Annotated in this window: 10 protein-coding genes; 5 read left to right on the top strand and 5 right to left on the bottom strand. The window is 74.1% G+C overall.

Annotated features, from left to right (window positions below):
• Nucleotides 1-9: 9 nt before the first annotated feature.
• Together ACLII4_RS05205 and ACLII4_RS05200 are read right to left on the bottom strand one after the other, a co-directional pair.
• Nucleotides 10-2,472, bottom strand: a complete 2,463-nt coding sequence (locus ACLII4_RS05205; protein WP_412069836.1) for a tetratricopeptide repeat protein — start codon at nt 2,470-2,472, stop codon at nt 10-12.
• Nucleotides 2,473-2,477: 5 nt separating this feature from the next.
• Nucleotides 2,478-3,071 carry an ECF-type sigma factor gene (locus ACLII4_RS05200; protein ID WP_412069835.1) on the bottom strand — a complete coding sequence of 198 codons (594 nt, stop codon included), beginning with the start codon at nt 3,069-3,071 and terminating at the stop codon, nt 2,478-2,480.
• Nucleotides 3,072-3,234: 163 nt separating this feature from the next.
• Between ACLII4_RS05200 and ACLII4_RS05195 the strand changes: the two genes are divergently transcribed.
• From ACLII4_RS05195 to ACLII4_RS05180, 4 genes are all read left to right on the top strand, one after another.
• Nucleotides 3,235-3,528, top strand: coding sequence for a hypothetical protein (locus tag ACLII4_RS05195; RefSeq protein ID WP_412069834.1), 294 nt, complete (start codon nt 3,235-3,237; stop codon nt 3,526-3,528).
• A gap of 62 nt (nt 3,529-3,590) precedes the next feature.
• Complete coding sequence (locus ACLII4_RS05190) at nt 3,591-4,070, top strand: hypothetical protein (protein ID WP_412069833.1); 480 nt, start codon at nt 3,591-3,593, stop codon at nt 4,068-4,070.
• A gap of 204 nt (nt 4,071-4,274) precedes the next feature.
• Complete coding sequence (gene smc, locus ACLII4_RS05185) at nt 4,275-7,808, top strand: chromosome segregation protein SMC (protein WP_412069832.1); 3,534 nt, start codon at nt 4,275-4,277, stop codon at nt 7,806-7,808.
• Nucleotides 7,809-7,933: 125 nt separating this feature from the next.
• Nucleotides 7,934-9,748 (top strand): hypothetical protein, encoded by a 1,815-nt coding sequence (locus ACLII4_RS05180; RefSeq protein ID WP_412069831.1) that lies wholly within the window; start codon nt 7,934-7,936, stop codon nt 9,746-9,748.
• A gap of 11 nt (nt 9,749-9,759) precedes the next feature.
• Here the strand turns inward: ACLII4_RS05180 and ACLII4_RS05175 are convergent, their stop codons facing one another.
• Both ACLII4_RS05175 and ACLII4_RS05170 read right to left on the bottom strand, forming a co-directional pair.
• A complete protein-coding gene (locus ACLII4_RS05175) occupies nt 9,760-10,494 on the bottom strand; it encodes an HAD family hydrolase (RefSeq protein ID WP_412069830.1) in 735 nt (244 codons plus the stop codon).
• Between the two features lie 94 nt (nt 10,495-10,588).
• Complete coding sequence (locus ACLII4_RS05170) at nt 10,589-11,248, bottom strand: hypothetical protein (RefSeq protein WP_412069829.1); 660 nt, start codon at nt 11,246-11,248, stop codon at nt 10,589-10,591.
• A gap of 114 nt (nt 11,249-11,362) precedes the next feature.
• Here ACLII4_RS05170 and ACLII4_RS05165 point away from each other — a divergent pair, with 114 nt between their 5' ends.
• A complete protein-coding gene (locus tag ACLII4_RS05165) occupies nt 11,363-12,925 on the top strand; it encodes an acyl-CoA carboxylase subunit beta (protein WP_412069828.1) in 1,563 nt (520 codons plus the stop codon).
• 79 nt (nt 12,926-13,004) lie between these two features.
• On the opposite strand, the gene ACLII4_RS05160 is transcribed toward ACLII4_RS05165, so the two are convergent.
• Nucleotides 13,005-14,402 (bottom strand): alpha/beta fold hydrolase, encoded by a 1,398-nt coding sequence (locus tag ACLII4_RS05160; protein WP_412069827.1) that lies wholly within the window; start codon nt 14,400-14,402, stop codon nt 13,005-13,007.
• Between the last annotated feature and the right edge of the window lie 4 nt (nt 14,403-14,406).

Genomic DNA, 14,406 nt, shown 5'->3' with positions numbered 1-14,406 from the left:
CCGCCCGCCTCAGCCGCCGAGGCGGGCGAAGAGCGCCTCGCACTCGCGCGTCTTGGCGTGGTCCGGCCCGAACGCCTCGCGGAGCCCAGGGAGCGCCTCGGTCGCGAGCGCTCGGGCCGCGCCTGTCCGGCCTGCCTCATGGAGATGGGTCGCGTGCCGGAGCTCGGCCGAGAGCGTCGTCGGGTGGTCCGGCCCGAGGACGCTCCGGAAGGTCCGTACGGCGTGCTCCTCCAGCCGGAGCCCGTCCTCGACGCGCCCCTGGAGCGTTCGGACCTCCCCGAGCATGAGGAGGCTGTTGGCGACCGCGGTGTGCTCGTCGCCGAAGTGCTCGCGGCGGATGGCGAGCGCCTCGCGGTAGAGCGGCTCGGCCTCGTCGTAGCGGCCCTGCGTCTGGAGCGCCCACCCGAGGTGGCTGAGGCTTTGGGCCACGTGCGGGTGGGACGCACCGAGCACCTCGCGGCGCATGGCGAGCGCCTCGCGTTGGGCCTCGGCGGCCCCGGCATAGTCCTCTAGCGCCACCAGGACGGCGCCGTAGTCGCTGAGCGCCTGGGCCGTGTGGATGTGGGCACCGAGGGTCCGGCGGCGTTCGGGGATGACGCGGCGGAGGAGCGGGGCGGCCTCGTCGTAGCGGCCCGCGTTGTAGAAGAGCGACGCGAGAGCGCTCACGGACGAGCCGGTCGCGGGGTCGTTCGGCCCGAGCGTGGCCTCGCGGATGGCGAGCGCCTCGCTGACCAGCGCGATGGCCGCCTCGGTGTCCCCCTGAGCGCGGCGGACGAGCCCCAGCCCTTCGAGAGTCGCCGCCGTCCGGGGGGCCACGCGTCCGTCGATCTGCTCCTTCATGGCGAGCGCCATCGAATAGAGCGAGTCGGCCTCGGCGTAGTCGCCGCGGACGAAGCTCAGCCAGCCGAGGTGGTGGAGGTTGTCAGCCACCTCCCGGTGCGTGTCGCCGTAGAGCGAGCGGCGGAGCGCGAGCGACTGGTGGAGCAGGCGATCGGCGTCGTCGAACCGGGCATAGGTTTGGTAGATCTGGCCGATGTGCTCGTAGAGCCGGGCCTGGACGGCGGGCTGGCCCTGGAGCCCGGTCTCGACGCGACGCACCGCTCGGTCGAGGATGGACTCGGCATCGAGCGGACCGGCGCCGGCGCGGTTGGGATCGAACTCACCGATCAGCTCAATCATGAACGCCGACACACGCTCAGCGCGGTCCCGATCGGCCGTGGCGACGCGGCCCTGCCACACAGCCAGCCCCAGTCCGGACGCCAGCACCAGCACGCCCGCCACCGCCACCGCCACCCCGATGCGGTGCCGCCGGACGAACTTGCCGACCCGGTAGCCCAGAGAGGCCGGCCGGGCCTCGACCGGGAGACCATCGAGGTGGCGGGCAACGTCGGCCCTGAACGCGGCGGCCCCGTCGTAGCGGCGGGCGGGCTCCTTGCGGAGCGCCTTGAGCACGATCCGGTCGAGGTCCCCCTTCAGCTGGTGGAGAAAGCGACCCGGCTCGGTCGAGCGCGCGGCGGCGACGGCCTCCATCTCGCCTGCGAGGACGGCCGTAGAGGGCTCGGTTGGCTCCTCGTGGAGGATCGCCTGCTCGACGACCTCACGACGGCGGCTTTCCGGATGGAACGGGCGCGTGCCCGTGAGGAGCTCGTACAGGAGGACGCCGAGGGCGTACACGTCGGTCGCCGTCGTGATCTCCTCGCCTCGAATCTGCTCGGGGGCCGCGTAGGCCGGCGTGTGCGGAGCCGCCCGGCTCAGCGTCAGCTCGGCGTCGGCGTCGAGGAGCTTGGCGATGCCGAAGTCGAGGAGCTTGACCTGCGGCTGGCCGTCGTCGCGCGGGCAGACCAGCACGTTGGACGGCTTGATGTCGCGATGAACGACCAGCCGACCATGGGCGTACTGCACGGCTTCGCAGACCGACCGGAACAGGGCCAGCCGCCCATCGACCTTTAGCCCGTGCCGGTCGGCCCACTCCGTGATGGGCTCGCCCTCGACGAGTTCCATCGCGAAGAACGGGCGGCCGTCCGGGGTCACGCCGCCGTCGTAGAGCCGGGCGATGCCGGGATGGTCGAGACGGGCCAGCGTCCGGCGCTCGGCCAGGAAACGCCGGACGTCGCCGCCACCGATCCGGAACACCTTGATCGCGGCCGTCCGCTCGAAGGTGCCGTCGGCCCGGACAGCGCGATAGACCGTCCCCATCCCGCCCTCGCCAAGACGCTCCTTGATCTGGTACGGCCCGACGCGGGCACCCGGCGCGAAGGCATCGAGAGGGGCGATCCGGCGGGCCGCCCGCTCGAAGAAGTCGCCGGCCTCGCCGGCGGCGCGGAGCAGCGAGGCCACCTCGGCGCGAAGGGCCTCGTCGCCGTCGGCCTCGCGGTCGAGGAAGGCCTCGCGGTCGCCGGGGCCGAGGTCGAGTGCGTGCTCGAACAGGCGCTCGATGCGGTGCCAGCGGGCGGGATCGGGCGGCGTCGCCATACCACTCAGGCCGGGTCGGGCTCCGAAAGCGCACGGTAGAGCCACGCCTGAGCCATCCGCCAGTCTCGCTTGACGGTCGCCTCCGAAACGCCCAGCGCAGCGGCCGTCTCCTCGACGCTCATCTCCCCGAAAAAGCGACACTCGACCACGCGGGCCTTGCGGACGTCGAGCTCAGCGAGCCGATCGAGCGAGCGGTCGAGCGCGAGGACGTGGGCGTCGGGGGCCTCCCCGGAGCCGCCCACGAGGGACTCCGAGAGGTCCACCCGGGCGAGGTCGCCCCCGCGCTTCCGGGCGCCGCGCCGCCGGGCGTGGTCGACGAGCACGTGCCGCATGGCCTTGGCCGCGACGCTCAGGAAGTGGCTCCGGCCCTCAAACGAGGCCCCCGCGTTGCGGGCGAGCCGGAGGTACGCTTCGTGGACGAGCGCCGTCGTGTTCACGGTCTCGAGCGATGGCCCCCGACGGACGGCCCGGGCCAGCCCCCGGAGCTCGTCGTAGACGATGGGGAACAGGCGGTCCAGCGCGTCGTCGTCGCCAGCTTCGAGGGCGGCGAGCAACTGCGCGACCTCGGCCGCTTTGGACGGTGGGGAATCAGACGGCATGGGATGGCACGAGGACAGGCCCCGGCGACGCGGCCAGCGGATACGCCTGGAATGTAAAGATGGGGCTAAACCACGAGACAGGAGCGTTGCTGGCAGGCGTCCCGGTAGAGCGGCAACCCAGCGGAGGGGGCGGGCGTTAGCAACCGTCACCCACAGCTTCCCCATGCATCCGGACCAGACCACGCCCGACAGCCACCGCTACTCCGCCTCCGACAGCAAGGCCAGTGGCCCCTCAAGCACCGACCACGTCCCCGAGACGGATCAGGACAGCGACGCCATCGCGCCCGACGGCGACGCCGCCCCAGCCGCCGCCGAAGTCGAGGACGGCGCGCGCGTCGCCGAGGCTGGCAACGCCTACGTCGGCCGGACGATGGACGACGCCCTCAAGAGCTCGCCCCGCCTCGAAGACGGCGACGAGGCTGTGGACCGCGACCCGTCGACGCCGGGGGACGACTGAAGGCTTGGGTTGGATGTCTGGAGAGGGCGCCCTAGTCTTGGAGGCCACCCCCTTCCTGCCCCATGCCTTTCGCCCACGTCGAACGCTACCACGTCGAGGTCGGCCGGGCAAGGTCGCAACAGGCCACCCTCCGGCTCGACGCCCGCCACATCGGGTTCGGGCCGACCGCCAGTCGCCGACCGGTCCTCCTGATGGTCCGCTTCCGCGAGGACGGCGACCAACTCCGGCAGGAGATCGTGGGCCACGAGGGGACTCACGATAGCAGCCAGCCGCTCCGCGAGGACGGCCACGACCATTACCCGGGTGAGGGCCCTGTCCAGACGGTCCCCTACATCGGCGAGGTCGAGGGCGTGGTCTGGGTCCAGCTCCCGATGCGCGACTTTGACCGGATGCTGCATCTGCTCCAAACCGAGTCGCCGGTGTACTGCCGGTGGGAGGCCCCGCTCAGCTCGGCAGGCGGCATCGACTATGCCCGGTCCTCGCTCGCGCTCACCACGTTCGCCGAGCCGCCGGGCGAGGGCCCGGCCGACGACTCCCCGTGACGCGAACGGACCGCCCGGATGTGAAGACGGCGGCCCGGCGTCACAACCTGCAACCGTCTCCGTAGAGCCCCCCGAGGGAGCCGCCGACATCCAACGGCGGTCGGGGCGCGGAGGCCGTGGTGGGGCTCCGCGCCCCGCCCTCTGGGGCGGGCGGTCCGGCGGGCAACGCCCCGGGTATCTTCGGCGCCCCCCCTCTCGCGGCGCGTGTACCTCAGCCGACTCGACCTCCACGGCTTCAAAAGCTTCGCCCAGAAGACGTCCGTCGACTTCTCGCCGGGCGTCACGGCCATCGTGGGCCCGAATGGGTGCGGCAAGTCGAACGTGATCGACGCCGTGCGCTGGGTGCTCGGCGAGCAGCGCTCGCGCCTGCTCCGCAGCGACTCGATGGCCGGCGTCATCTTCAACGGCGCGGCGGGCAAGAAGGCGCTGGGGATGGCCGAGGTGTCGCTGACGGTCGAGAACACGCGCGGCGTGCTGCCGACCGAGTTCTCGGAGGTCACCATCACCCGGCGCCTGTACCGCAACGGCGACTCCGAGTACCTCCTCAACGGGACGTCGTGCCGCCTGCGCGACATCCTGGACCTGTTCATGGACACCGGCATGGGCGCCGGGGCGTACTCCGTCATCGAGCTCTCGATGGTGGAGGACATCTTGTCCGAGCAGGCCGACGACCGGCGGCGGTTGTTCGAGGAGGCCGCGGGCGTCACCAAGTACAAGCGGCGGCGCGCCCAGGCGCTGCGCCGCCTCGACGCCACGCGCGGCGACCTCCTCCGCCTGGACGACATCGTCGAGGAGGTCGACAAGCAGGTGCGGTCGCTGAGCCGGCAGGCGCAAAAGGCGGCGCGGCACGCCCGGTTCGCCGAGCGGCTGCGGCGGCTGGAGCTGGCGCTGGCGGCCTACGACGTGGCCCGGCTGCAGGGCGAGCGCGAGACGCTGGAGGCGACCGTCAAAACGCGCGGGACGGAGGCCGAGGGGCTGGGCGCGACGGTCGCGGCGGGCGAGGCGCAGCTGGAGCAGGCGCGGACGGCGCTCGTGGGGCTGGAGCAGGACATGGCGACGGGCGCACGAGCGCTCCAGGCACACGCCGAGACCGTCCAGAAGCTGGAGGCGGACGTGCGGCTGGGCGCGGAGCGCCAATCGGCCGGACGCCGGGCGCTGGAGCGGATCGAGCGCGAGCGGACGGCCGACGACGCGCGCGGCGCCGACGCCGAGCGCGAGCGCGACGCTGCGAGCGCGCGCATCGAGGCGACGGCCGCGACGGTCGCCGAGCGCCAGACCGCGCTGGACGCCGCCGAGGCCGCCCGGACCGAAGCCCGTGACGCCGCCGAGGCCGCCCGACAGAAGGCGCAGTCCGCCGCCGCGACAGCTGGCGAGGCCGCTGCCGCCCTGCGCGACGCCGTGTCCGCCGCCGACCGCGCTCGGGACCGCCGCCAGTACCTGACCGCCGAGGCCGACCGCATCGCCGCGGAGCGCGCGGTGCTGGCGACCGCCGTCACGCCGGAGGCCGTCGACGCCGACGACGGGGAGACCGCCCTCGCCGACGCCGACGCTGCGCTGGCGCACGCCGTCGACGCTCGCGACGCCGCGCGCGACGCCTTCGAGGCTGCCGATGCCATCCGCCAGCGTGCACACGCCGCGCTCGGCGCCGCGCGTGCCCAGGCCGACCTGCTGGCAGCGCTCGTCGAGGCCGGCGCCGAGGGCGACTCGGCGGCCGCGTTCCTGGCCGCCCACCCCGATGTGGAGGCGCCCGCCCTCGCCGAGTTGATCGATGCCGACGAGCCGGACCGGCTGGCGCTCGACGCCGCGCTCGGCGCCTTCGCGACCGCGCTCGTCGTGGAGACCGAGGACGATGCGGACGCCGCCATCGGGCGGCTGAAGGCGGCCGACCGGGGGCGCGCCACGTTCTTGGTCCGGTCGCGCGTCACGGCCTCGGGCGAGCGCTCGCCGACCCCGCCCGGCACGACGCCGGCGCTGGCGCTGGCCCGCGCCGACGCCCGCGTCCAGCCCCTGCTCGCGGCGCTCCTGGGCAACACGTTCGTCGCCGACTCGCTGACGGCGGCCCGGTCGCTGCGCGATGCCTACCCCGTCGCCCGGTTCGTCACCCGCGAGGGGGCGTGGACCGACGCCGGCGGGGCCGTCCACGGCGGCAGCGCCGCGCCGTCGGACGCCGCCGCGCGGATGGGCGTCCGCGAGCGCCAGGCGAGTGCCGCCGAGGCCGTGGACGCGGCCGAGGCCGTCCACACCGCTGCCAGCGCCGACGCCGACGCCGCCCGCACGGCCCGCGACGCCGCCGAGGCGGACCGCCGCGCGGCCGAGGCGGCCCGTGATGCCGCCCGTCAGGCGCGCGACGCCGCGCGCGCGGCGTCGGCGCGCGCCCGGGCCGAGGCCGAGGCTCGCGTCGCGCAAGCCGACCGGCTGGCGGCGCGGGCCGACGAGGCCGCCGCCTCCATCGACGCCCTCCCCGACCCCGACGCGCTCGCCGACGCGGCGGCTGAAAAACAGCTCGAGGCAAGCGACGCCGGCGCTCGCGCCGCCCGTGCCGAGGCCGCGCGCGACACCGCCGACGCCGACCGCCGCACCGCCGACGCCGCGCACGCCGACGCCCGGCTCGCGCTTGCGCAGGCCGAGTCCGCAGCGAGCGCCGCGACCGACGCCCGCGACCGTGCCGACCGGACGCTCGCCGAGGTGGCCCGTCGCCAGGCCGACCGCGACGTCGAGGCCGAGCGCGTCCGCGCCGAGATCGCCGACTCCGAGGGCGCCGAGGGCGAAACGCGGGCCCGCCTCGACGCCGAGCGCCAGCGCACCGACGCGCTCCAGACGGCCGCCAGCACGTCGGAGACGGCCGTGCTCGAAGGCCGCGCCCGCATCGCCGACGCCGAGCGGTCGCTGCGCGAGATCCGCTCCCGGCGGGAGGCCGCCGCGACGGCCCGCGCCGACGCCGAGCGGCGGCTCGCGGAGGTCACGACTCGTCAGGAGACGACCCTCGAACGGCTGGCCGAGGAGCACGGCGCCGACCTTGACGAGGCCGCTGCCGAACTCGATCGGCTTCAGGCCGAAGAGCTCTTCCAACCCGACACCGCGCGTGTCGAGGTCCCCGACCTCCGCCAAAAGCTGCGTGCCATCGGCCCCGTCAACGCTCTGGCGCTGGAGGGCTACGAGGAGGAAAAGACGCGGCTGGCGTTCTTGCAAGAACAGCGGGCCGACCTGGCGGCGGCCGAGGCGTCGCTGCTGGAGACGATCCGCGAGATCAACGAGACCGCCCGGCGCCGCTTCGACGAGACGTTCACCCAGGTCCGCGAGGCGTTCCAGAAGCTGTTCGCGGACCTGTTCGGCGGCGACGCGGCGGCGGACCTCTCGCTCGACGGCGACGACCCGCTGGAGGCGCCGATCTCGATCACGGCGCGGCCCAAAGGCAAGCGGCCCGTCTCGCTAGCGCAGCTCTCGGGCGGCGAGAAGACGCTGACGGCGACGGCGCTGCTGTTCGCGATCTACCTCGTCAAGCCGTCCCCGTTCTGCATCCTGGACGAGGTCGACGCGCCGCTCGACGACGCGAACGTGGGCCGCTTCATGCGCCTCATCCGCTCGTTTGCGGACTCGACCCAGTTCATCCTGGTCACCCACAACAAGCTGACGATGGAGGCCGCCGACCGGATGTACGGCGTGACGATGCCGACGCCGGGCGTCAGCCGTCTGGTCGGCGTCCGGTTCGATGAGGAGCCGGCGGAGGACGCCGCGTAGCGCCGGGCCGTCCGTGCGCTGGTGGGGCGGCCGGTCCCAAGAACTCCGAGCGGCCCACGGGCACCGCGTGTTCGCGCCGAGCGTTCTATCCTCCTATTCTCCTACGGTCCGTCCCCCCCGACCCGATGCCTGACGCCGCGTTCGACGCCACGGCCGACGCCCTCACGCGCCGGGCCCTCGACGCCCTCCCGCCCGACCGCCCCCGAACGCGGGCCGACGTGGCCCGGCTCGCGGCGCCCGTGGCCCACATCCTCGACGCCCGGCTCGACGACGCCTCGCGCGTGCCGGCCTCGCCGTTCGTGGACCCCGACGACCCCGCCCTGCGAGCCGCGAGCGAGGCGTGGCGCACCGCCGCCCGCGCGGCCGCGCGGTTCCCCGCCGACACCTGGGAGCCGGCGGTGGCGCGCGCGACGGTGCTCGCGCTGGCGCACCTGGTCCGTCCGGCCGAGACGTTGGCCTCGACGGCGTTCGAGGACGCCCACGCCGCGCTGCCGGCCGCCGAGGTGCTCCACCGGCTCCACGCATTCGGGCCGTACCCCTACCTCCCCGAGATCGCCGAGCGGTACGTCGAGCGCAAGGCCCTCGACACGATCGACCGGGCCGGGCTGGAGCAGCTCCTCCGGCGGATCGACCGGCGGATGGTCTCGGCGTTCGGGCCTGCTGAGTGGGCCACGTTGCTCGGGCCGCTGTTCGAGCTTTCGGGGCCCGTCGGGACGCCCACGGGGACGGTGCCGGCGGCGCTCTTGCGCGACCTGTTCGAAGCCAAGGGCTCGCCCGCGCTCGCGGCCGTCTTCGCCGACCTCGACGCCGTCGACCCGCCGACGCTGCGCGAGCGGCTCAGCGCGACGCTGGCGCCCCGCCCGGCGCCCCGCATCGCGACGGCTCCGCCCGACCTGACCCCGCCGCCGCTGCCGCCGGTGGCCCCGGGCGTGGCCCCGCCCGTCGTCGGCTCGAAGTACGCCGCGCCAGAGTTCGACCCCGTCGACTCGGAGGTCTTGGGCCCGCCCCGGCCGGCGGGCTCCTCGGCGACACCCGAGACCACCGACACGCCTCTGACGGATCCGCCCGCCGAGGCGCCGGGCGCAGTGGCTCCGGACGCAGTAGAAATGGGCGCAGTGGAGATGGAGCCTTCCGAAACCGACACGGCGGGGATGGACGCTGTCCGCGAGGCCTTGGCCGAGCCGGCCCCAGAGCTCCCCGACGAGGCGCCCCCCCCCGCCCTGGAGCGCCCGGCGGTCGACGGTCCGGCGCTGGTCTTCCCCACGCCCGGGGACGACGACGACACGGCCGACGACCCGGTGGTGCCCCTCGCGCACGAGTCCGCCCCGCCCGCCGAGGAGCCGCCCCAGTTCACCCCCGACCCGCTCTTCGAAGACGACGACACGGACCCGTTCCGTCCTTCGGACCCGTACCTCGCCCCCGAGCTGCTGGACGCCCCCCCTCAGAGCTCGGCGGCCGAGCCCCCTCCCGCGCCGGACACCCCGGCCGCCGAGCCCACCGACGACGAGCCCCTGTGGAAGCGGCTCGCGCGCGAGCGCGGCGTCGAGCCCGAGCCGCGGCCGACGGTCGACGAGGACGAGCCGATCTGGCGCCGGTTCGCCCGGTCGGACCTGGCGGCCAAGCTGCCCGACCCGCCCGCGGCGCCCTCCCCCACCGCTGGGGCCGATCTCGGGCCGACCTCCGAACTCGACGCCTTGGAAACGCGCGTGCTCGGCGCGGACGCCCGCGACCGCCGCGACCGCTACGTCGCAGACCTCTTCGACGGATCGCCGGCCGCCTACCACCGGACCCTCGACCAGATCGACCGGGCGACAGGCTACACCGAGGCCACATCCATCTTCTCGGCCGAGGTCCTCCGCCGCCACCGCGTGAACCCGTACACCGAGTCGGCGGTCGCCTTTATCGACGCGGTGCAGGAGCGGTTCGACCGCCGGAAGTAGGCCGGAGTCGGCTACCCGGCCACTCGGTCGGCGTGCGTCTCGACGGCGTCCGCCAGCCCGTCCGCCGTCGTCACCGCCCCGGCGTCGAGCGTGCCGTCTGCGACGAGCCGAGCGATGCCCTCGCGCGTGAGGTCGTCGGGCACGACGACGAGCCCGATCCCGGCCGCCAGCGCCGCGCGCGTCCCGGCAGGTGAGTCCTCGACGGCGACCGAGCGGCCGGGCGCCGAGCCGGTCGTCGCCAGCGCGTGCAGGTAGCCCTCGGGGTCCGGCTTGGTGGCCGAGACGTCGTCGGCGGTGACCGTGAGGTCGAAGGTGTCGCTCAACCCCAAGCCCGCGAGCACGAGCGTCGCGTTCTCGCGTCCGCTGGTGGTGACGAGGGCGACGGACCGCGCCAGCGTGTGGGCGCGACGGACGAGGGCGATCGCTTGTGCGTGCGCGTTCGCCCGGACCACCTCGCCGTCGGCGAGGCGCCCCTGGTAGCGCGCCAGCCGGATCCCCACGAAGCTGCGCCACGGCTCGACGGACCCGTCGTGCGCGCGGGCCGCGTCGGCGAGGTCGAATCGGTTGAGGAGCGCCGTGGCGATCTGCTGGCGCGACTGGCCGACGCACTCGTTGTAGGCGGCCTCGACCTCCGCCGCGTCGAGGCCGGGCCGCAAGCGGGTGGCGGCCCAGGCGTAAGACTCCGCCTTGAGCGGCTCGGTGTCGGCGAGGGTACCGTCGAGGTCGAAGGCAAGGAGGTCGAGCACGCGGGGGGAGGCCGGGAGGTGGAGAACGCAGAGAGCGGAAGGTCCGGCCCGCCGGCGGGCGGCGCCACTCGGAGCCGCCAGGCAGAAGCAGGAGCTAGCCGCCGAGCGCGTCGGCGCCCTCCACGTCGGGCGTGCGGTCCATCCACAGCCAGCCTGCGCGGCCGTCGGCCGCCGTGACGTGGGCCCACCACTGGCTGGCGGGCTCGACGGCGAGCCGGAAGGCCGGGCCCTCCCCGGGTGGGCCGATGTCGGCGCCGGCCTCGGAGAACCCGATCTGGCCGTCGAACCAGACGCGGTGGCTCCCCTCGCCCTCGTAGTCGAGCACCACCAACGTGTCGCCTGCGGCGACGGCCCGGCTCTCACCCCCCGCCAGGTAGAGGTCGGAGGCGCGCAGGGCGACGGCTTGGCCGACGCGGGTGAGGAGGACGAACCCCTCGGACGCCTCCAACGCCGCTCCCGCCGGGACCGTGAACGCGACGCGTGCGGTATTCCCGGCGGCCGCGTAGACCGTCGTCTCGGCAGAGGTGGTCCACGTGCCGTAGACGCAGCCCTCGAACGGGCACGCGCCGTCGACGCGGACGGGGGCGGCCGGGCGCGATGCGAGCCTGGCGGTGCCGGTCGCCAGCCGCACCGTGTCGGGATCGGCGGGCGAGGGGCCGGGAGCAGGGGCCTCGACGATCTCGGGGGTCGGGGCCGGCGCTGGCTCGGGCGCACAAGCGACGAGCAACACGAGCGAAGCGAGCAGGGCACGCATGGCAGCGACGGAGGGAGCGCGCGGAGAATAGCCGTCGGACACCCGCCCTCTCCCTGCCAAAGCCCGCCCCCCGATTCCCAGCGCCGGTAGCTTGCGGGACCCGCTCCGATCTCCATGCCCGACGCTTCGATCTCCGACGACCTCTACGCCGACCTCGACCGGCGCCGCACCGAGAGCCGCGCCGGCGGCGGTGAGGCCCGCGTCGCCCGCCAGCACGAGCGCGGCAAGCTCACCGCGCGCGAGCGCATCGAGATCCTGCTCGACCCCGGCTCGTTCATCGAGACCGGCGCGTTCGTCCGCCACCAAGCGACCGGGTTCGGCCTCGAAGACAACCGCCCCTACGGCGACGGCGTCGTGACCGGGTGGGGGACGGTCGAGGGCCGCGCGGTCGCCGTGTACTCCCAGGACTTCACCATCTTCGGCGGCTCGCTGGGGCTGGCGCACGCCCAGAAGATCGTCCGGCTGATGGGGCTGGCACTCGAGAACGGGATGCCCGTCGTCGGGCTCAACGACTCCGGCGGCGCGCGCATCCAGGAGGGCGTCGCGGCGCTGGGCGGCTACGCCGACATCTTCCTGCAGAACACGCTCGCGTCCGGCGTCGTGCCCCAGATCTCGGCGATCCTGGGCCCGTGCGCGGGCGGCGCCGTCTACAGCCCGGCCATCACCGACTTCGTGTTCATGGCGCGCGGCACGAGCTACATGTTCGTGACCGGCCCGGACGTGGTGAAGACGGTCACGAACGAGGAGGTCACGCAGGAAGAGCTGGGCGGCGCCGACACGCACGCCTCGAAGTCGGGCGTGTGCCACCGCGCGTTCGCGAATGAGGGCGCCCTCCTCTTGGGGATCCGCGAGCTCCTCGGCTTCCTGCCCTCCAACTGCGAAGACCCGGTCCCGACCGTCCCGACGACCGACCCCGTCGACCGCGCCGACGACGCCCTCGACGCGCTCGTCCCGGCGAACCCGAACAAGCCGTACGACATCCACGACGTGATTTCTCGGGTCGTCGACGACGGCCACTTTTTCGAGATCCACCCCGACTTCGGATCGAACCTGGTCGTCGGCTTTGCCCGCCTCGGGGGGACGTCCGTCGGCATCGTGGCGAACCAGCCGGCCGTGCTGGCCGGCGTGCTCGACATCGACGCGAGCGTCAAGGGCGCCCGCTTCGTCCGCTTCTGCGACGCCTTCGGGATCCCGCTCGTGGTCTTCGAGGACGTGCCCGGCTTCCTGCCCGGGACCGACCAGGAGTGGAACGGGATCATCCGCCACGGCGCCAAGCTGCTCTACGCGTTCTGCGAGGCGACCGTCCCCAAGATGACCGTCATCACGCGCAAGGCGTATGGCGGCGCCTACGACGTCATGAACTCGAAGCACATCCGCGCCGACCTCAACCTGGCGTGGCCGACGGCCGAGATCGCGGTGATGGGGCCCAAGGGCGCCGTCGAGATCATCCGCAAGCGCGAGATCGCCGCGGCCGACGACCCCGCCGCCGCTGAGGTCCAGTTCACCGACGAGTACCGCGAGCACTTTGCCAACCCCTACATCGCCGCCGAGCGCGGCTACGTCGACGACGTGATCCGCCCGAGCGAGACGCGCGGCCGGCTGATCAAGACGCTGCGGATGCTGGAGCACAAGGTCCAGACGCTGCCCCGCAAAAAGCACGGGAACTTGCCCTTGTAGGCAAGTCGGCGAAGCCAATCTGCCGCTGTAGTGCCCTCGCCCCTGCCGCCTCGGACCTGAGGCAGCGGGGGGCCGACGGCTACTCGGCCATCGGGATCGTCTCGCTGGCGACCGGCTCGCCCGCCAGGAACGCCCGGATGCGCTCGCCGATGACGGGCGAGCCCAGGAAGAGCGGGTCCGAGTGCCCGGCGCCGTCGACGACGAGGTGGGCGTGGCGCGAGAAGCCCGGCCGGACCTCGTCGGCGTTGCGGACCGGCGTGCGGCCGTCGAGCGTGCCGCTGATGAACAGGGCCGGCACGTCCGAGACGACGGGCGCGCGGAAGTCGGGGCCGAGGCGGGGCGTGCGCCACGCGGGGAAGGTCGCGTGCTCCGTCGCCGCGATGGCATCTCCCAAGAGTGTCTCACGGGCTTCGCGAGCAATGACTGCGCGGCGCTCCAGCGAGGCTCCCGAGGCCGCGTCCATCGCCATCGACATCGCACCGCCTAGCCCCCGGTCCGCCTTGAACCACGCGAGCGTCGGGGCGACCGTCGAGAAGTCGCCGTCGCGCATGGCCGCGAACATCGCCGGGAGCTGCATCGACCACTCCGGCGAGGCGAGCATCCCGGCCGCCAGCCGCTGCACGTCGAAGGCGCTGATGCCGACCGTGACCGCCTCGACGCCGCTCCCGACCTCGGCCGTGACGGGGCGCTCGCGCAAGCGGTCGAGCACCGTCTCGATGTCGTCGAGGAACGTCGCCCCCGGGTCGTCGGCGCGGACGATCCGGTCGATCTCTTCCAGCAGCGCCTGCTGGTCCGACGGCCGCTTGATGGTGTGGTCCGGCCCCTCGACGCCCGCCAGGACGGCGCGGGCGATGGACGCGGGGTGGCGGCGGATGGTGGCGAGCGCGAGGTGCGTGCCGTAGCTGATGGCCCACAGCGAGATCTGGTCGACGCCGAGCGCGCGGCGGAGGGCCTCGAGGTCGTCGGCGCTCTCGGCCGTGGTGTAGGCCGCGAGGTCAACCCCGGCGCGGCGCCAGTGCGCTTCGCACACCCGGGTCAGGTCGGCATACGCGGCGTCGAAGGCGGCGCGCGTCGTCGGCACCGCGACCGGCAGGTCGGCGGTGTGCGGACAGCCGGGCAAGCGGTTCGACAGGCCCGTCCCGCGCTGGTCGAACGCGATCACGTCCGCGACGGCGCGGAGGTCCTGGAACAGGTCGAAGCGCGAGCCTCGCGCCGTGCCCGAGCCGGAGCCGCCGGGCCCGCCGGCGAGGTAGACGATGGGCGGGCCCGGGTTCGGGTTCGTGCTGGCGAAGCGGACGAACGCCAGCTCGATCGTGCGGCCGTCGGGCCGGGCCCGGTTCTCGGGAACGGAAAACCGGCCGACCTCGGCGGCGACGGTGCGGCCGTCGGCGGTCTCGAACGGGGTCGGTTCCACGGTGAGGGCGGGCTGGGCCGAGACGGCACAGGCGCAGAGGGCGAGGAGGATGAGGAATCGCATGGGA

The sequence above is a fragment of the Rubrivirga aquatilis genome (assembly GCF_046845665.1).
In the GTDB taxonomy this organism is placed as follows: Bacteria; Bacteroidota; Rhodothermia; order Rhodothermales; family Rubricoccaceae; genus Rubrivirga.
This window is presented reverse-complemented; position numbering and strand designations above follow the sequence as displayed.

Coding starts and splice junctions, on each gene's coding strand:
- ACLII4_RS05160 (WP_412069827.1), bottom strand. CDS start 14,402: ATGCGATTCCTCATCCTCCTCGCCCTCTGCGCCTGTGCCGTCTCGGCC.
- ACLII4_RS05165 (WP_412069828.1), top strand. CDS start 11,363: ATGCCCGACGCTTCGATCTCCGACGACCTCTACGCCGACCTCGACCGG.
- ACLII4_RS05200 (WP_412069835.1), bottom strand. CDS start 3,071: ATGCCGTCTGATTCCCCACCGTCCAAAGCGGCCGAGGTCGCGCAGTTG.
- ACLII4_RS05190 (WP_412069833.1), top strand. CDS start 3,591: ATGCCTTTCGCCCACGTCGAACGCTACCACGTCGAGGTCGGCCGGGCA.
- ACLII4_RS05195 (WP_412069834.1), top strand. CDS start 3,235: ATGCATCCGGACCAGACCACGCCCGACAGCCACCGCTACTCCGCCTCC.
- ACLII4_RS05170 (WP_412069829.1), bottom strand. CDS start 11,248: ATGCGTGCCCTGCTCGCTTCGCTCGTGTTGCTCGTCGCTTGTGCGCCC.
- ACLII4_RS05205 (WP_412069836.1), bottom strand. CDS start 2,472: ATGGCGACGCCGCCCGATCCCGCCCGCTGGCACCGCATCGAGCGCCTG.
- ACLII4_RS05180 (WP_412069831.1), top strand. CDS start 7,934: ATGCCTGACGCCGCGTTCGACGCCACGGCCGACGCCCTCACGCGCCGG.